17 protein-coding genes and 1 pseudogene are annotated in these 17,273 nt (G+C 65.8%); 11 read left to right on the forward strand and 7 right to left on the reverse strand.

Annotation, left to right across the window (positions count from 1 at the left end; translation table 11 throughout):
• Positions 1-140 precede the first annotated feature (140 nt).
• On the forward strand, positions 141-551 hold the full coding sequence (locus tag BO996_RS28880; protein ID WP_156897921.1) for a hypothetical protein: 411 nt from the start codon (positions 141-143) through the stop codon (positions 549-551).
• Between the two features lie 123 nt (positions 552-674).
• Positions 675-956, forward strand: a complete 282-nt coding sequence (locus tag BO996_RS28885) for a hypothetical protein (RefSeq protein WP_156897922.1) — start codon at positions 675-677, stop codon at positions 954-956.
• A gap of 55 nt (positions 957-1,011) precedes the next feature.
• Here BO996_RS28885 and BO996_RS01765 read toward each other — a convergent pair whose 3' ends face one another.
• On the reverse strand, positions 1,012-1,326 hold the full coding sequence (locus tag BO996_RS01765; RefSeq protein WP_071953857.1) for a hypothetical protein: 315 nt from the start codon (positions 1,324-1,326) through the stop codon (positions 1,012-1,014).
• Positions 1,327-1,984: 658 nt separating this feature from the next.
• On the opposite strand from BO996_RS01765, the gene BO996_RS01775 reads away from it, so the two are divergent.
• Positions 1,985-3,243 (forward strand): IS3 family transposase gene (locus tag BO996_RS01775; protein ID WP_232240349.1). Its coding sequence is split into 2 segments (ribosomal slippage): positions 1,985-2,315 and positions 2,315-3,243, totalling 1,260 coding nucleotides; the frame shifts between segments, so codons are not numbered across the junction.
• Between the two features lie 85 nt (positions 3,244-3,328).
• On the opposite strand, the pseudogene BO996_RS30015 reads toward BO996_RS01775, so the two are convergent.
• The 3 genes and pseudogenes from BO996_RS30015 to BO996_RS01790 all read right to left on the reverse strand — a co-directional run bounded on the left by BO996_RS30015 (position 3,329) and on the right by BO996_RS01790 (position 6,063).
• Positions 3,329-4,509, reverse strand: a pseudogene (locus BO996_RS30015) (integrase core domain-containing protein).
• A 382-nt stretch (positions 4,510-4,891) separates the two neighbouring features.
• Complete coding sequence (locus BO996_RS01785) at positions 4,892-5,584, reverse strand: LrgB family protein (RefSeq protein ID WP_013800125.1); 693 nt, start codon at positions 5,582-5,584, stop codon at positions 4,892-4,894.
• A gap of 5 nt (positions 5,585-5,589) precedes the next feature.
• The gene (locus tag BO996_RS01790; RefSeq protein ID WP_071953859.1) at positions 5,590-6,063 is read right to left on the reverse strand and encodes a CidA/LrgA family protein; all 474 of its coding nucleotides are present in this window, start codon (positions 6,061-6,063) and stop codon (positions 5,590-5,592) included.
• A gap of 76 nt (positions 6,064-6,139) precedes the next feature.
• Here BO996_RS01790 and BO996_RS01795 point away from each other — a divergent pair, with 76 nt between their 5' ends.
• Both BO996_RS01795 and BO996_RS01800 read left to right on the forward strand, forming a co-directional pair.
• A complete protein-coding gene (locus BO996_RS01795; RefSeq protein WP_013800123.1) occupies positions 6,140-7,048 on the forward strand; it encodes a LysR family transcriptional regulator in 909 nt (302 codons plus the stop codon).
• A 4-nt stretch (positions 7,049-7,052) separates the two neighbouring features.
• On the forward strand, positions 7,053-7,688 hold the full coding sequence (locus BO996_RS01800; RefSeq protein WP_013800122.1) for a pseudouridine synthase: 636 nt from the start codon (positions 7,053-7,055) through the stop codon (positions 7,686-7,688).
• Here BO996_RS01800 and BO996_RS01805 read toward each other — a convergent pair.
• Complete coding sequence (locus tag BO996_RS01805) at positions 7,685-8,707, reverse strand: hypothetical protein (protein WP_071953860.1); 1,023 nt, start codon at positions 8,705-8,707, stop codon at positions 7,685-7,687. The genes BO996_RS01800 and BO996_RS01805 overlap by 4 nt on opposite strands.
• Positions 8,708-8,709: 2 nt before the next feature.
• Positions 8,710-9,066 (reverse strand): zinc ribbon domain-containing protein YjdM, encoded by a 357-nt coding sequence (locus tag BO996_RS01810; RefSeq protein WP_071953861.1) that lies wholly within the window; start codon positions 9,064-9,066, stop codon positions 8,710-8,712.
• Positions 9,067-9,204: 138 nt separating this feature from the next.
• Here BO996_RS01810 and BO996_RS01815 point away from each other — a divergent pair, with 138 nt between their 5' ends.
• From BO996_RS01815 to BO996_RS01825, 3 genes are all read left to right on the forward strand, one after another.
• Positions 9,205-10,098, forward strand: coding sequence for a LysR family transcriptional regulator (locus BO996_RS01815; protein WP_071953862.1), 894 nt, complete (start codon positions 9,205-9,207; stop codon positions 10,096-10,098).
• A 94-nt stretch (positions 10,099-10,192) separates the two neighbouring features.
• Positions 10,193-10,915: a DsbA family oxidoreductase gene (locus BO996_RS01820; protein WP_013800118.1), complete on the forward strand. Its 723-nt coding sequence runs from the start codon at positions 10,193-10,195 to the stop codon at positions 10,913-10,915.
• A 92-nt stretch (positions 10,916-11,007) separates the two neighbouring features.
• Positions 11,008-12,039: a cyclase family protein gene (locus tag BO996_RS01825; RefSeq protein ID WP_071953863.1), complete on the forward strand. Its 1,032-nt coding sequence runs from the start codon at positions 11,008-11,010 to the stop codon at positions 12,037-12,039.
• A gap of 144 nt (positions 12,040-12,183) precedes the next feature.
• Here the strand turns inward: BO996_RS01825 and argE are convergent, their stop codons facing one another.
• Complete coding sequence (argE, locus tag BO996_RS01830; protein ID WP_071953864.1) at positions 12,184-13,347, reverse strand: acetylornithine deacetylase; 1,164 nt, start codon at positions 13,345-13,347, stop codon at positions 12,184-12,186.
• A 164-nt stretch (positions 13,348-13,511) separates the two neighbouring features.
• Between argE and BO996_RS01835 the strand changes: the two genes are divergently transcribed.
• The 3 genes from BO996_RS01835 (at position 13,512) to BO996_RS01845 (ending at position 17,161) form a co-directional block, all read left to right on the forward strand.
• Complete coding sequence (locus BO996_RS01835; protein ID WP_071953865.1) at positions 13,512-14,825, forward strand: MFS transporter; 1,314 nt, start codon at positions 13,512-13,514, stop codon at positions 14,823-14,825.
• A 309-nt stretch (positions 14,826-15,134) separates the two neighbouring features.
• Complete coding sequence (locus BO996_RS01840) at positions 15,135-16,478, forward strand: C4-dicarboxylate transporter DctA (protein WP_043823239.1); 1,344 nt, start codon at positions 15,135-15,137, stop codon at positions 16,476-16,478.
• Positions 16,475-17,161: a GntR family transcriptional regulator gene (locus tag BO996_RS01845; protein ID WP_034397712.1), complete on the forward strand. Its 687-nt coding sequence runs from the start codon at positions 16,475-16,477 to the stop codon at positions 17,159-17,161. Before BO996_RS01840 ends, BO996_RS01845 begins: the two co-directional genes overlap by 4 nt.
• Positions 17,162-17,273: the final 112 nt, after the last annotated feature.

Raw genomic sequence — 17,273 nt, forward strand, 5'->3', positions numbered from 1 at the left:
TCATTCGTCGTTGCGCCCACAGTCAATTCTCGTGCGCGAAAGTGCAGACCGCCCCGTCCATTGCACCAGGGCCTTGCATAGCATCTTCCCCAACGTGAGAGCCGGCTTCAGCCGGCCGGTGTCCATACCGGAGGGAGACCATGGCAACAACTGCAAGAATTTCCGGCCCCGTGGGGCGTGCGGCAATGAACCATCCAAAAGACGTGTTCACTGTCCAGCAATTGCTCAACGGACATATGCAACGCGATCCCTGCCGCAAACTGCTAAAAGCTTTTTCAACATGTGCAACAGCCTGCGTTGCCACCGTATTGAGCGCATGCAGCAACCCCGACGAATACATGCCCGCAGGGCAATGGGAAGCAACAGAAGATTTGTATGTCTACACTACAAATGACCATCCGTTGAAAATTGCATTCGTTATAGAAAAAGGTGAGATTTGCGCTGTAAGCAAAAAACCCGTTATCAGAAAAGACTTGGGCTATTTACAGGTCTCATGCGCAAAGGGGAGTGGATGGGAGATAACAGGAAAATTCAAGAAATTGAGTGAATAAAATTATATACCTGGGCAGTCATCAAAAAATAAAGCGGTCATTCAAAAATCAGACAAAATGGCATGAAGTCAGTTCGGAATTGAATAGTCCAGAAAATAGAACCAACCTCAGAGAGATTATTCAATGAGAATAATCACCAACACTACCAGAATCATTTCCGCAATAGCATTGACCGCCTGCAGTTATAAGCCAACGGGTCAATGGGAGGCAATGGATACCGTGGATATTTATAAAAACAACGATCATCCCTTGATTGTCGCTTTCGTGTTGGAAAAAGGAGAGATATGTGCTGTCAGTGAAGAGATGATCATCCGAAAAGATCTCGGCTACACGCAGGTATCTTGTGCAAAAGGACGTGGATGGAATACATCAGGCAGGTTCAAGAAACTAACTGACCTAGATTGATTTGCAGAAACCCGGGGCGCAATGCCCCGGCAGGCCTGGCACAAGAAGGCCTGAATCAGCGCTGGAACGCCGCCGCAGCAGCCGCCATTCGCCGCAGATACGCCGGGTCTTCCTGCAGGCAATGCACGTGGTTGACCTCGTCCTCCACCAGTTCCTCCATCCGCTGCGCAGCCCCGCAAATGGCCTGCAGCGCATTGGCCACCACCTCCAGATTGCGGTAGCCCTCGGGCCGCTCCAGCCAGGCCAGCGCCATCTGGCCCAGGGAATACACCTCGCTGCTGCCCTGCAGCGTCAGCCGGCCGATCTCGGTCACGGCATGGCTCAACTGCTGCGGCGTGGGCTGGGTCAGGGTTGTGGAAGCGGTACTCATGGCGCAACCCTTCCCACGGCAGATGCGCGAGAGTGAGGCGCTTGGGTGACAGAGGGGAATGCAAAAGAAGAAATGCCGTGCATGGTTTCGTACTCCTTCGTGAGAACAAAAACCACCGGCCCGTGTTCTTACGCACAGACAGGTGGACGGGATGTTAAGAACACGAACGAAGCCGTGCGGACGCCCTTGCGGGTAGCCCCATCCCGTCCGTAACCGCAGGAACGCAGGCTTGCGCCCACGCTCCGGAAATCAGACGTGACAAGGCCTCCTTGACGGCGAGGCCGCACCGCTTCGTTTTGGGTGTTCTTACGCACCGGCCCCGGAACAGGGGGCTGCCGCGATGATAGAGGCTTTCAAGAGGGCAAGCGCCCCAGCACTCCAGGCCGAGCGCAGCGAAGGCCCGCACCCACTCCCCGTATGTCCGCGCCTGCGCCGTGGCGGTTGCGGGGTTGCAGTCCTGCCGCAGGACAGGACTGCTTCGTCATCTGACTCGCCGTGATTGTTTGAACGTAGCTCGCAGAGCGAAGTGAGTTTCACGGCGAACCCCGCAACCGCCACGGCGCAGGTGGCCCCGCAGCGCAGCGAAGGTGAGATAGCCCCCTGATTCCCCGGCCCCGTCCTATCGCTTATCTTTGAAGATAGGAACAGGACTGTGCATATGACTAGGCATACGGAGTCAGTAGAGGTAGTCGTGAAGGACCAGCGCCGCAGGCGCTGGTCTCTCGCAGAGAAGGCGGCGCTGGTGCGCCGAACCTACGAACCAGGCATGAGCGTGTCATTGGTCGCTCGGCAGGAAGGCGTTTCGGCTGGACTGCTGTTCCAGTGGCGCAAGCTCGAACGGCAAGGTGCTTTGACCGCCGTCTCCGCTGGCGAGGCAGTCGTGCCCGCATCCGAACTGGCGGCTGCTCGCGCGGAAATCGCCAAGCTGCAGCGCGTGCTCGGCAAGAAAACCTTGGAGAACGAAATCCTCAAGGAAGCCGTGGAGTACGCCGCAGAAAAAAAGTGGATTGCGCGCTCGCCCTTGTTGCCCGGGGACGACCAGTGAAGACGGTTTGCCGGACGATGGGGCTGGCGCGCTCGCATGTGCGCGACCTGCTTGGGCGCGGTGAAGACTGGACCGATGGCCGCAGCCATCGCACACCCAGCGACGATGCCGGGCTGCTCGCCGAACTGCGCCAGCAAATTGCCGACTTGCCCAGCTATGGCTACCGACGTGCCTGTGCCTTGGTGAACCGCCAGCGTGCGGCACGGGGCGCCCCGAGGGTCAATGCCAAACGCGTCTATCGCGTCATGGCACAAGCCGCTCTGCTGCTGCCCAAGGCGCCTCGCCGGCGCCAGTCCGCACGCTCGCATGAGGGCCGTGTTGCGGTCTCGCGCAGCGACCTTCGATGGTGCTCCGATGGTCTGGAAATCAAGTGCGATTCAGGTCAGACTGTGACGGCCACCTTCACCAAGGATTGCTGCGACCGTGAGGTGATGGCTTGGCGCGCGTGGGAGGGCAAAGGGCTGCCAGGTGAGCCGGTACGCGAGATGCTCATCGAGGCCGTGGAGCGCCGCTTCGGCTCGGTCGAAGCGGTCCCGCAGGGCCAGGAGTTGGAGTTCCTCAGTGACAACGGCGGTGCCTACATCGCCGCCGAAACGAGGGCGCTGGCACGCGCGCTGGGCCTGAAGCCCATCAACACTCCCGTCTGCAGCCCGCAGAGCAACGGCATGGCCGAGAGCTTCGTCAACACCTTCAAGCGCGACTATGTGGCGCGCATGGACCTGAATGACGCGCAGACGGTACTGGCGCAACTGCCTGCGGCCTTCGAGCACTTCAACGAGGTGCATCCGCATTCTTCGCTGAAAATGCGGTCGCCTCGGGAGTTCAGGCGGCAACAGGCTGCAGGGGCTGACCAGCTGCTTTATTGCGAATAGGGTGGGGTCGGGAATACGGGGGCGACATCAAAGGGGTCGCGGACATCCGGGTTGTACGTGTCAAGGACATGGGTAACAACTCAGCTCACAGACATGGGTAACACTTCAAGCTCACATAGTCCTTCTGGGGTCCTCGCACATCCTCTTCGTTGAAGCAGCCCAGTCGCACCGGCCCCAGATACACATCCCACTGGCCAGCGGCCACTTCCTGCATCCCGATCCACTGCCCCGCCAGCAGGTAGCCTATGTAGACCCGCAGCGCTCGCCAGTAAATCAAGCCGTTGTGGCTGACTCGAACTCTTTCCCAATGCTTCGGGTACTGCAGCTCGGGTAGCTTTGAGGGGTATGGCCTGGCCGAGTCGCTGTAGTGCTGGGCCGGCATGCTTTGCTGCAAGGCCTCATGCGGGCGCTGCTGGTTGTAGTGCTCCACAAAGGCATCGAGCTGCATCTGCAATGCCGCTTTGTCCGCCGCAGGCTCTTTGCCCAGGGCATGCTTGAGCGTGCGGTGCATCCGCTCGTGGCGACCGTTTTGCTGTGGCTTGCCCCTCTCGATGCGCTCCGGCCTGATGCCCAGCCTTATCCACCATATCGCCAGGCGTGACAGGCCCGCCACGCCAGTAGTCGCGAACGGCGGACCGTTGTCACTGCGTATGCGCTCGGGCAGTCCGTATTGCCGAAACACCTGTTCAAAGCTGCGTTTGGCATCCTCGTAGTTGGGGCTGTCGTAGACATGCACGGCCAGCAAATAGCGGCTGGCGTGGTCCATGATGGTCAATGGATAGCACCAGTGACCATCGGCTGTCTTGAACTGGCCTTTGTAGTCTGCACTCCATTGGGCTGCTTGCTCGTTCGCAAGGGCTGGGCCGTAGGCACCGAGCGTCTGCGTACACGCCTGCTGCAAACAAGCCCCTCAGCCTTCAGCACGTTGTAGATGGTGGTTTTGCTGGGTGTCTCCTGTGGGCCCCAACGCTGCAGGAGCAAAGCGTGCAGCTTCTTGGGCCCCATCTGTGACCTTTGCTGCGTGCGCAGCTCAATGATGGCCCGGCGCTGTGCATAGCTGATCGCCTGATTGTTCCCGTGGGGCCTGCGACTGCGTTCTTGCAATCCATCCATGCCCAGTTGGCGGTAACGCTCAACCCACTTGTAGGCCGTCTTGCGGCTGATGCCGTAGCGCCTGCACAGCTCGCTCAGCGGCACGCCACTGCGCAGATGGTCGGCTATGAAGAGCAGTTTCTCGTCCATGGGTGCGCACTCCTTCCAGGGCATGGTGATCGCTCCTTGGCTGCTGTTGGCTCCAGCTGCCAAGCTTGGATCTGTTACCTATGTCCTTGTACTGATGTGTCACCTATGAGTGTGAGTCGTACCGGTCGCCTTCTTTGATCTGACCTTTCTTGGCGAATCAAGAAAGGGCAGTCGGCTGCCGGGCCGAGACCCGGCCTCGAAAAACAACCACCCGGCAGGGGCAAAAGATTGCACCTAAGCCAAAAGCAACAAGGTGGGCGGGAGTTAAGAACATGTGCAAGGCATGCGGACGCCCTTACGGGTAGCCCCATCCCGCCCCAAACCCAAAGACAGCCGGGTCCCCAAAACCCCAGCCATCAAACCCCGGTCACGGATAGTAGCTCCCGCATCACTTCAGCAAATCACTTCAGAAAAACAGCACCCGCACCCAAGGCGCCACCACCACATTCAACGCCCCCGCAATCATCATCACCAACGAAGCAACCACCGCCTGCACATCCCCAAACTGCCGCGCCTTCGCCACCCCGCTGCCATGCGCGGCACCGCCCAGAATGGCGCCCGCAGCCAGCTTGCTGCGCACGTGCGGCAGCAGCCGCAGGATGGTCTCGCCCATGAGCATGCCGCTGACGCCCGTGAGCAGCACGAACAGCGCGGCCAGGTCGGTGGGCCCGCCCAGCACGCGCTCGGCCTCGATGGCGAAGGGGGTGGTCACCGAGCGCACGGCCAGGCCCTTTTGCAGGTCCACGGGCAGTCCGAAGGCCTGTGCGAACCAGATGGTGGTGGCAATGGACACGCCACTGGCCACGAGCACGCCGGTGGCGATCGACATCCAGTGCTTGCGCAGCAAGTGGCGGTTTTCGTGCAGGGGCAGCGCAAAGGCCACCGTGGTGGGGCCCAGCAGCCAGACCAGCCAGTGCGTCTGGGCGATGTACTGCGGGTAGCGCACATGGGTCAGCAGCGCCAGCGCGATCAGCACCATGGGCGTGGCGACGATGGGCATGAGCAGCGGATGCGGATGGCGGCGGTACACGCGCTTGTTGGCCGCATAGCAGGCCAGCGTGGCCAGCAGCGACAGCAGGCCTATGGCCTGGTCGGACATGGCGTTCACTCCTGCTCCCTGTGCAGCCCGGCGCGCGTGGAGCGGCGCCGGGCCAGCCACAGCTCCAGCCGGTAGACGCGGTCCACGGCCAGCGCCGTGGCGGCCATCACGCAGGCCGTGCTGGCCACGATGACGCCCAGGATGCGCAGGCCCTGGTGCTGGATCAGGTCGGTGTATTCGGTGACGACCAGCATGGCGGGCACGAAGAACAGCAGCATCTCGGCCAGCAGCCAGTTGGTGCCGCCCTGCAGCCAGCGGGCCTTGACCAGCCCGCTGAACAGGCCCACGGCCAGCAGCGCGAAGCCGATCAGCCCAGCCGGCATGCCCCAGCCGAAATGGGCGCGCACGGCCTCCATGGCCACCCACAGCGCACTGAGCAGCCCCACCTGCAGCACGCCGCGCAGCAGCGGCCAGCAGCGGTGCAGCAGACCCTGAAACACCTGCGGCCGCAGGACGGGCGTGGCGGAAATCTTTGACATGGGGCAATCCTAGGGTTTGCACTCAGATTCGTAAAATGAATAATTTCCATTTTTCCCATGCATAAAAGGAATCCTCATGGACCTGCGCGCGCTGCGCTACTTTGTCGAGGTGGTGCGCTGCAACAGCTTCACGCGTGCGGCCGAGGCGCTGCATGTGACCCAGCCCACCATCAGCAAGATGGTGCGGGCGCTGGAGGAGGAGCTGGGCGGCCCGCTGCTGCTGCGCGAGGGGCGCGGTGTGCAACTGACCGACGCAGGCCAGGTAGTCCACGCGCGCGGCCTGCAGGTGCTGGAGCAGTCACGCCAGCTGCTGCAGGAGGTGGCCGAGGTGGACGGCATTGCGCGCGGCAGCCTGAGCGTGGGCATCATGCCCACGGCCGGGCACTACATGGCGCCCGTGATCGCGCGCTTTCAGCAACTGCATCCGGGCGTGGAACTGCATGTGCAGGAGCAGGGCGCACGCGCCCAGCGCCAGCTGCTGCTGGACGGCAAGCTGGACATGGCGCTGGGCCTGCACGGCGCGGGCGAGGCGGGTGGCGACCTGGCCGGAGAGGGCCTGGAGTACTGCACCATCGCCCACCAGAAGACACGCGTGGCCTTTGCCGCGCACGAGGTGCCCGACCCGAACGCACCCGTGCACTGGAGCGAGCTGGCCCGGCGGCCCTTTGTGTTCTACACCTCGGACTTCGCCCTGCACCAGGCCGTGCTGGAGCATTGCGCGGCGGCAGGCTTCAGCCCACAGGTGCGGCTGCAGACGCGCTACTGGGACTTCATCGGCGACCTGGTGGCAGAAGGCGTGGGCGTGGCCGTGATGTTCGAACATGTGATCGCGCGGTTCGACCCCCGGCGCGTGTCCAGCCGCCCGCTGGTGGGGCCTGAACTGCACTGGGACGTGGTGCAGCTGTGGCGCAGCGGCTATCTGTCACGCGCGGCGAGGGCCTGGCTGGAGTGCGTGCGTGCGGTCTATCCCGACGACAATCGCTGAGTCCATGCAACCCAGAAAACGCCCACCCTTGCGCCCTTTTGCAGGCCCGGCCCTGCGCGCCCGACCCGCCTTCGCCGACCGGCCCGACACCGGCCCCTCACGCCTGCTGTGCTTCAACAAGCCCTACGGCGTACTCAGCCAGTTCACCCCCGAGGGCCGCTGGCGTGGCCTCAAGGAATACATCGACGTGCCGGGCGTGCATGCGGCAGGCCGGCTCGACGCCGACAGCGAAGGACTGCTGCTGCTGACCAATGACGGCCCGCTGCAGGCGCGCATTGCCGATCCGCGCTTCAAGATGGAGAAGACCTACTGGGTACAGGTCGAGGGACTGCCCGACGAGGCCGCGCTGCAGGCCCTGCGCCAGGGCGTGCAGCTCAACGACGGCATGACGCTGCCCGCGCAGGCGCGCCGGCTGGAGCCGCCGCCCGTGCTGTGGCAGCGCGACCCGCCCATCCGCGTGCGCCAGAACATTCCCGACTGCTGGATCGAACTGGTCATCCGCGAAGGCCGCAACCGCCAGGTGCGCCGCATGACGGCGGCCATTGGCCACCCCACGCTGCGGCTGGTGCGCGCGGCCATCGGACCCTACACGCTGGACGGCCTGGAGCCCGGCCAGTGGAAGGACGTGGAGCCCGCCTAAGGCTCCGGATTGTCGGGAAGTGCCACAGCCTGCCAGCGCTGCAGGCCGAGCCACGGATGAAAGCGCCGCGCCTCGCCCACCTCCACGCGCTCCACGCTGCCGGCCAGCAGCGGCCACAGGCGCTGCAATTGCGCCGAGCGCTGCTGCGTGCAGCGCCGCGCGCGGGCCAGCAGCTCGCTGCCCTGGCCTAGCAGGCGCGACAGCTCGCGCAGGCGCGGTGGCGGCAGGCATTGGGCGCTGGCCAGCATCAGCCAGGACGGTGCCTGGCCCGCCTGGGCGGGGCCGCTGGCGGCGAACTGCTCCAGCAAAGCGACATGGGCGCTGAGCAGGGGCGCGGGTGGCTTCTCGGCCAGCATGATCTCCAGCAGCCTGCCCTCGATGCGCCAGCGGGCGGGCACCACGGCATGCTCTACCGAGTTGCCGAAGCGCGTGGACTGGCGATGGCGGACGGCACGGCTGCCCTGCTCCAGCAAGGGCTGCAGCAGTTCGGCCAGGGCCTGCTCGCGCTGCGCCGTGGGCGCTTCGGCCAGCGTGATGCGCAGCGGCACGGCCTCGTAGCCGCGCAGCTGGTCGCGCCAGGCCATCCAGCCCGCCGTGTCGGGGCTGCCCAGCAGCAGGGCGAGGAAGGCGCCCAGGCCGGCCAGGGCCGATCCGGTCCACCAGGACACCTGCACAGGCTGCCGCCCGGCGATCAGCCAGCCCGTCAACCAGACCAGCGCCCCGGCGCAGGTGGCCGCCAGCAGGCCCATGCCGAAGGCGAGGAAGGGCGCGCCATCGAGCCGGTCGGGCAGCAGCACCAGCATGGCCACGCAGGCCGCGCCGGCGCACAGCGCAACGGCCCACCAGCCCGCCACGGGCAGGGTGCGCGCGGTGCGTCCCGTGAGACCCGTACGGCCGGCCAGTGCCAGCAGCAGCAGGGCCACCACCGCGCCAGCGGTCAGCGCAATGAACAAGGGCGCAAACACCCACAGCGCCAGCAGCCCGAGGACCGCCGATACCGCAAGCGACAGCGCCAGCATGATCAGGCCTTCTTGAGGAACTCCGACTTGAGCAGCATGGAGCCCAGTTCGGTCTTGCAGTCCACGTTGTGGCCGTCGGCGCCATCGACCAGGCGGATGCCCTTGATCTTGCTGCCCTTCTTGAGCACGGTGGACGATCCCTTGACCTTGAGGTCCTTGACCAGGATCACGGCGTCGCCGTCGGCCAGCGCATTGCCGTTGGCGTCGCGCGCGATGCCGTCGCCAGCGGCGGCTTCGCCGGACTCTTCTTCGGCCTGCATGGGCCATTCGAAGGCGCAGTCGGGGCAGATGTAGCTGGTGGCGTCGGGATAGGTGTTTTCAAGGCCGCACTGGGGGCAGGCGGGAGTGGTCTGGGGCATGGGATGGACAGATTCGGTGAAGACAAAGGGGCGCGGCGGGCGCGCCGTACCTGGCGATTGTCGCCCCTGCCCCCGCAGGCATGCCCCGGCAAACCCGAGCGGCCTGCTACGCTGCGCGCCACTCTTTGCTTTTTCCCCATGGATACGCTGACCCCCTTGCGCGCCTTCCGGCGCATCGTAGAACTAGGCTCCATCGCCAAGGCGGCCGACGCGCTGGACCTGTCCTCGGCCGCGCTGAGCAAGCAGCTGCGCGCGCTCGAAGCCCATCTGGGCGCCGTGCTGCTGCAGCGCACCACGCGCCGCATGAGCCTGACCGACACGGGCCAGGCCTACTACGCAGAGTGCTGCAGGCTGCTTGATGAATTCGATGCGCTGGAGCAGTCGGTGCGCGCACAGTCGCAGCAGGTGGCCGGCCGGCTGCGCGTGAATGCGCCGCTGTCGTTTGCGCTGAGCACGCTGGCACCGCTGCTGGCGCGCTTCATGCAGCGCCATCCGCAGCTGCAGATCGACCTGTCCATGGAAGACCGGCTGGTGGATGCGGTGGGCCAGGGCTTCGATGTGTCCATCCGCCTGAGCGCGGAGCTGGCGGACTCCTCGCTGATCGCGCGGCGCCTGGCCTCGCTGTCGCAGATGCTGTGCGCGGCCCCTTCCTATCTGCAGGCGCATGGCCGCCCGGCCAGTGCCGCCGCGCTGCGCGGCCATGCGCTGCTGAACTACAGCCTGGCGCATGCGCCCCGCGAAGCGGGCGAGAGTCCCCAGGCGCCGTCCGAGGCGCGTGCCAACGTCAACAACAGCCTGATGCTGCGCGACCTGCTGGTGGCGGGCCTGGGCATTGGCGCCCTGCCCTCGTTCCTGGCGCGGCCGGCGATTGCGGCAGGCCAGCTGGTCGCACTGGACCTTGCGGACCAGGCGGCGCAGGCCCGCCATGTCTACGCGGTCTATCCCACGCAGCGCCACCTGCTGCCCAAGGTGCGCGCCTTCGTGGACTTCCTGGCCGAGGAGCTGCCTGCCGCCATGGGCGAGGATTGTTGACGCCGCGTTAAGAGTTCCTCAAGCGCACGCCCCTTTTTCGCGCCGGGCCTGCGGCCTACGCTTGCCGTCCATCACAGCCATGAAGGACACAAGCATGACGCAATGCAATGATTTTTCCTGCGCCCTGCCCGCGCAGGATGCGGCGGCGCCCTCGCCGCAGCAGGCCCTGCAGGCGGCGCCCGCAGCGGCGCCTGCGGTCGCCCCCGCCATCGACTTCTTCCATGACGTGGTCTGCGGCTGGTGCTACGTGATGTCGCCACGCCTGCGCCAGGTGGCGCGCGAGCTGGGCCTGCGCGTGCGCCACCGCAGCTTCGTGCTGCAGGCCTCGCGCGCCGAGATGGTGGCGGCCTTCGGCTCCATGGAGCGCGCCAAGCAGGTCATCCTGGAGCACTGGCAGGCCTGCGCGGAGCATGACGACGAGGACCGCATCGACATCGAGGGCATGCGCCGCGAGGCCTTCGAGTACCCCAGCGGCATGGCCGGCGCACTGGCCTGCCAGGCGGCCCAGATCCTGGGCGGCGATGACGCGCACTGGGATCTGTTCGACGCCATCCAGCATGCCCACATGAGCGAGCACCGCAACATCGGCGACGCCGAAGTGCTGCTGGACATCGCCACGCGCACAGGCTTCGAGCGCAATGCCTTCGCGGGCTGCATGGAAGGCGCCCAGGCGCTGGAGCAGGTGCGCCAGGACCGCGCGCTGGCGCAGCGCATGGGCCTGCGCTCCATTCCCACGCTGATCGCGCCGCGCCTGCCGCCGCTGCAGACCCAGTCGCTGGCTGCGCTGCGCGAACGCCTGCACTTCCTGGCGGCCTGAGCGCCCCCGTCTTTGCTTTTTTCACCGGCGTTTTTCCGCCTTCCCTCGCGCGCGGCATGCGCGCCCTTTTTCAGCAGACCAAGGACTCTTGCATGACTCTCCAACGCTTCGCTCGCCGCATGGCGCTGCCCTCTCTCGTGATCGCCCTGGCCACCGCCTTCGCGGGCACAGCCGCCCAGGCCCATGGCGGCCACGAGCCTCCGGCCGGCGCACGCCAGGACGTGGGCACCAGCCCCTGGGGGCCGGCCGACGAGATCGGCCGCCTGAACCTGATCACGCCGGCCTCGCGCGCGGCCATCCTGCAGCGCATCACGGGCGGGCAGGTCTATGACCTGGCCACCGAGTACTACGTGGGCATGCCCAGCTGGCAGGACGCGGGCGATCCGCACTACCAGTTCTGGATGACGCACACGCCGCGCGGCACCGTGGTGGACGATCCCATGAACGTGGGCAAGGACATGAACGCCACGCGCAGCTACACGGGCACGGCGTTTTCCATGTACAGCCACACGGGCACGCACATCGATGCGCTCAACCACTTCGGCATACGCGGCAGGATCTGGAACGGCTTCAGCGCCGACCAGCATCTGGGCGACCGGGGCTGGCAGCGCACGGGCATAGAGAAATTCCCGCCGCTGGTGGCGCGCGGCGTGCTGATCGACGTGGCGGCCGCCAAGGGCCTGGAGATGCTGCCCGACCAGTACCGCATCACGCGCCAGGACCTCAAGGATGCGCTGGCACGCCAGAAGGTGACGCTGCAGGAGGGCGACATCGTGCTGGTGCGCACGGGCCGCATGAAGCTGTACGGCCAGCCCCTGGCCTACATGGCCAAGCCGCCGGGCCTGGGCCTGGATGCCGCGCGCTTCCTGGTGGAGGAAGGCGGCGCCATGATCGTGGGCGCCGACACCCTGAGCCTGGAGACGTTCCCGTCCGAGGTGGACGACGACTACGTACCGCTGCACAGCTACCTGCTGGCGCAAAAGGGCGTGCCCATCATGGAGCTGGTGGCGCTGGACGATCTGTCGCGCGACAAGGTCTACGAGTTCGCCTTCATCGGCGGCCCGCTCAAGATCCGCGGCGGCGACGCCGCGCCGCTGCGGCCCATCGCCATCCCGGTGCGCTGAGCGGGGCAAGACGAGATTTCTTGAGCTTGACCTCGAAACTCCCGCGCCCCCAAGGCGAGGGACACCGAGCAAGGGCCGCCCCGCAGCAAGGGTGTCGTCCCCCTCCGAAGAGAGGGGGAAGGCGCGAAGCGACTCAGGGGGTGATCACAGACTCGTGCCCATTTTGCTGAGGAAGCGCTCGCAGGCGTCGAGCTGGGCCAGCTCGACGAACTCGTCGGGCTTGTGCGCCTGCTCGATGGAGCCGGGGCCGCAGACCACGGTGGGAATGCCGGCGTTGTGGAACAGGCCGGCCTCGGTGCCGTAGGCCACCTTGCGCTTTTCCTGGTCGGCGGTCAGCGCGCGCACCAGCTGGGTGATGGCGGCTTCTTCCGAGGCTTCCAGCGCGGGCGCGCTGGCGCCGGTCTCGATCTCGATGCGCGCGTCGGCGAATTCGGCGCGCATGCGCGGCAGCAGTTCGTCGCGCACATAGGACTCGACCTGGGCCTGGATGCCATCCACCGACATGCCGGGCAGGTTGCGGAATTCATAGGCGAATTCGCACAGCTCGGGGATGGTGTTGACCGCGATGCCACCCTGGATCTGGTTGGTGGTCATGGTGGTGAAGGGCACGTCGAAGAATTCGTCGTAGGGGCCGTGCGCCTTGAAGTGGTCGGCGATGTCCCGGATACGACAGATCAGCCGCGCCGCGTACTCGATGGCATTGCTGCCGCGCGGCGTGAGCGACGAATGCGCGGCCTTGCCGTGCACGCGGCAGCGGTAGAGGTTGATGCCCTTGTGCGCCACCACCACCTGCATGCTGGTGGGCTCGCCGACCACGCAGCCGTCGAAGCGCGCGCCCTCGGCCTTGAGCTGGTTGATCATCACGGGCGCGCCCGCGCAGCCGATTTCCTCGTCGTACGAGAACGCCAGGTGCACGGGCCTGGCGCGCTGCGTGGCCAGGAATTCGGGCACCAGCGCCAGCGAGGCGGCGATGAAGCCCTTCATGTCGCAGCTGCCGCGACCATACAGGCGCCCGCCCTTTTCGGTGAGCGCAAAGGGGTCGGTGCTCCACTGCTGGCCATCGACCGGAACCACGTCGGTATGGCCGGACAGCACGATGCCACCCTGCGTTTCGCCGTTGTGGGCCGGCAAAGTGGCGAAGAGATTGGCCTTGGCGCCGTCCGGAGAGTGGAACAATCGGGCACTCACGCCCAGCGTGGCCAACTCATCGCGTACACACTCGATCAGCGCCAGGTTGGAGTTGCGGCTGGTGGTGTCGAATGCGACCAGTGTTTCCAGCCAGTCGCGGGTGTTTTTCCAGGTAGTCATGTGGTTCCATCTGCGCCATGGCCTGCGCCGCCCTTCGTGGACGACGCAGGCCATGGCATAGGCATTGCATATGGCGAAGCAGTGTACGCCCGGGTTGCGGCCCGGGCAGGCACGCCGACCCATGCCCCGGGCGTGACTGCCGTCTTTTCAATCCCTTTTCGGAAATGGACCCTGCTTTGACCAAGCAAACCGTCTCGACCCGCAACATCGTGGCTGCCGTCATCGGCAACGCGCTGGAGTGGTATGACTTCCTGGTGTTCGCCTTCATGACACCCATCGTCGCCAAGCTGTTCTTCCCCAGCAATCCCGACAATCCGGACGACAACATCAACCGCATCCTGATGACCACGGCCGTGTTCGGCGTGGGCTTTTTCATGCGGCCCGTGGGCGGCATCCTGCTGGGCCTGTACGGGGACCGCAAGGGCCGCAAGGCGGCCATGGTGATGGTGACGGGCCTGATGGCGGTGGCGATCGCGCTGATCACGCTGGCGCCCACGTATGCGGCGGTGGGCATCCTGGCGCCGCTGTTCATCGTGCTGGCGCGGCTGCTGCAGGGCTTTGCGGCCGGCGGCGAGTTCGGCACGTCCACGGCACTGCTGATCGAGCTGGCACCGCCCGGCAAGCGCGGCTTCTATGGCTCCTGGCAGATGGCCGGCCAGATGCTGGCCCTGCTGATCGGCGCGGCCACGGGCACGCTGATCACCGAGATCTTCACCGAGGAGGAACTGATGGCCTGGGCCTGGCGCGTGCCCTTCGCCGTGGGCCTGCTGATCGTTCCGGTGGCGCTGTACATCCGCCGCCATGTGGAGGAGCCCGAGGTCTTCAAGGAAATGCAGGCCGCGCAGGCCAGCGGCAAGGCGCGCCAGATCGGCATCATGGAGATGCTGCGCACGCATGCGCGCGAGACGCTGGTGGGCATGGGCCTGGTGGTCACGGCCACGGTGTCCATCTACATCACCTTCACCTATCTGGTGACCTATGCCACGGTGACGCTGAAGCTGCCCATGCGCGATGCCTTCATGGTGCAGATGGCCGGCGCCGCGCTGATGGTGGTGATCATGCCGTTCTTCGGCGCCCTGTCTGACCGCGTGGGCCGCCGCATGCTGACCATCGGCTCGCTGATCGGCTACCTGGTCGTGCTCTACCCGCTGTATGCCTGGCTGACCGACGGCCCCACGGTGCAGAAGCTGCTGATCACCCAGCTGGTGGTCTGCGTGTTCGTGGCCGTGTTCTTCGGCGTGTTCAGCACGGTGATGGCCGAGCTGTTCCCGCCCCAGGTGCGTTCGGCCGGCATGTCCATGGCCTACAACGTGGCGGTGATGATCTTCGGCGGCTTCGCGCAGTTCATCGTGACCTGGCTGATCCGCTCCACGGGCTCGCCCATGGCGCCGGCCTTCTATGTGATGTTCGGCGTGACGCTGGGCCTGTTCGCGGCCTTCTTCATCAAGGACCGCGCTCTGGAGCGCAACCTGCGCTGATCCCGGTGCGGTGCGCAAGGCACCGCGCCCGCGCATGCCGCGCATGCCCCGCCACGGGGCCTGCGCCCCGCCCGCGCACCCGCCTGCGCACCATGCGCGGGCATGACGGCCACCCGCCCTGCACCACGGCGGGGAGGCCCGCCCGCATCGGCGGATTTCATGCAGAAAAAGTCAGGGCTGATGCTCTCTGGAGTGCCGCAAATCTGCAGGGAATACCCTCTGCTGGCACGCGTTTCGCTTGTCTACATTCTTGCATGCAAGTTGTAAATCCACTTGCATACAAGATTCCACAACTTGCGAAAGACGACTATGCGCCGCTTTGCCAGATCACTGTTCGGACAGGTGGTGATCGCACTCATCCTGGGTGTGCTCGCCGGAATATTGGCCCCTGAATGGGCCGTGAAGCTCAAGCCCCTGGGCGATGGCTTCATCAAGCTCATCAAGATGATCATTCCCGTGCTGGTGTTCTGCGTGGTGGTGCACGGCATCGCGGGCGCAGGCGACCTCAAGCGCGTGGGCCGGGTCGGCGTCAAGTCGCTGATCTACTTCGAGGTGCTGACCACTATCGCCCTGGTGCTGGGCCTGGTGCTGGCCTTCGTGTTCCAGCCCGGCGCGGGCATGAACGTGGACCCGAGCAAGCTCGACGCCTCGGCCATGAGCGCCTACGCCAGCAACGCCGACAAGCTGACCAGCGGCGGCACGGTGGACTTCCTGATGAAGCTCATCCCCACCACCGTGGTGCAGGCCTTTGCCACGGGCGACGTGCTGCAGGTGCTGCTGTTCGCCGTGCTGTTCGGCTGCGCGCTGACCATGCTGGGCGAGCGCGGCGCGCCCGTGCATGCGCTGATCGACACGCTGTCGAACGTGCTGTTCAAGATCATGGGCATCCTCATCAAGCTGGCGCCGCTGGGCGTGCTGGGTGCAATCTCGTTCACCGTGGGCCAGTACGGCATCGGCTCGCTCAAGCAGCTGGGCATGCTGGTGCTGCTGTTCTACGTGGCGGTGATCTTCTTCGTCTTCGTGGTGCTGGGGCTGGTGATGCGCTTTTCGGGCTTCAGCCTGATCAAGCTGCTGCGCTACCTGCGCGAGGAGCTGATGGTGGTCTTCGCCACCACCTCCTCGGACAGCGTGCTGCCCCAGATCATGGCCAAGCTGCGCAACATGGGCGTGCGCGACTCCACCGTGGGCCTGGTGATTCCCACGGGCTACTCGTTCAACCTGGACGCCTTCTCCATCTACATCACGCTGGCGGCCGTGTTCATCGCCCAGGCCACGAACACGCCCATCGGCATGGCCGACCTGCTGACCATCCTGGCGATTGCGCTGGTGACCTCCAAGGGCGCGCACGGCGTGCCGGGCTCGGCCATCGTGGTGCTGGCGGCCACGCTGCATGCGATTCCGGCCATCCCCGCCATCGGCCTGGTGCTGGTGCTGTCGGTGGACTGGTTCATGGGCATTGCCCGCGCGCTGGGCAACCTGATCGGCAACTGCGTGGCCACCGTGGCCATCGCGGCCTGGGAAGGTGACATCGACCGCGAGCGCGCCCATGCCGTGCTCAACGGCCTGGCCGACAATCAGGGGCCCGACGCCGAGCCCTCCGGCGCCGCCGCCGTCCCCGCAACCGTGACTCCTGCCCACCCTGCAACGCAATGACACCTGTAAGCCCCCAGCACATCGCCGAGCGCGTCGTCGAAGCCATCCTGGCCCAGAAACTGGCGCCCGGCGAACGGCTGGGGGAGCAGGAGCTGGCCGACAACTTCGCGGTCAGCCGCACCATGGTGCGCGAGGCGCTGATGCAGCTGCAGGCGCGCGGCTTCGTGCAGGTGCAGCCCCGGCGCGGCTGGTACGTGGTCCAGCCCTCGGCCGAGGAGGCGCAGGACGCCTTCGCGGCGCGCCGCATCATCGAGACCGGCATCCTGGGCGAGGCCGGCCGCCCCCTGCAAAGCGTGATCGGCCAGCTGCGCCGCCACATCGCCCAGGAGCAGGAAGCCATTGCCGGCGCCGACGCGGCCACGCGCGCCTTCCTGCTGGCCGACTTCCACGTCTGCCTGGCCGAGCAGATGGGCCACCGCCTGCTGGCGCTCACCCTGCGCGACCTCACGGCCCGCACCACGCTGGCGGCCACATTGTTCCAGTCCACGCACAGCGCCAGCCAGTCCTGCGCCGAGCACGAACGCATCGTCGAGGCGCTGGAGCGCGGCGATACCGAGGGCGCCAAGGCCCTGCTGCTGGAGCACATCGGCACGGTGGAACGCTCGCTGGAGATCCGCCCGCCCGAGGCGCCCGACGCCAGCGACCGCCTGCGCGCCACGCTGGCGCCCCTGTTCGGGGGATAACCCTGTGTCGGAGGGTCGGCAAATTTCCGTCGACCGTCGCTAAAACGCCAATCTGGGTCATACGGGACGCACTGTCATGGTGCCGACACGGCTGACTGCATACGCTGCTGAG

Origin of the sequence: Delftia sp. HK171 (assembly GCF_001886655.1) — a bacterium.
Lineage (GTDB): Bacteria > Pseudomonadota > Gammaproteobacteria > Burkholderiales > Burkholderiaceae_C > Comamonas > Comamonas acidovorans.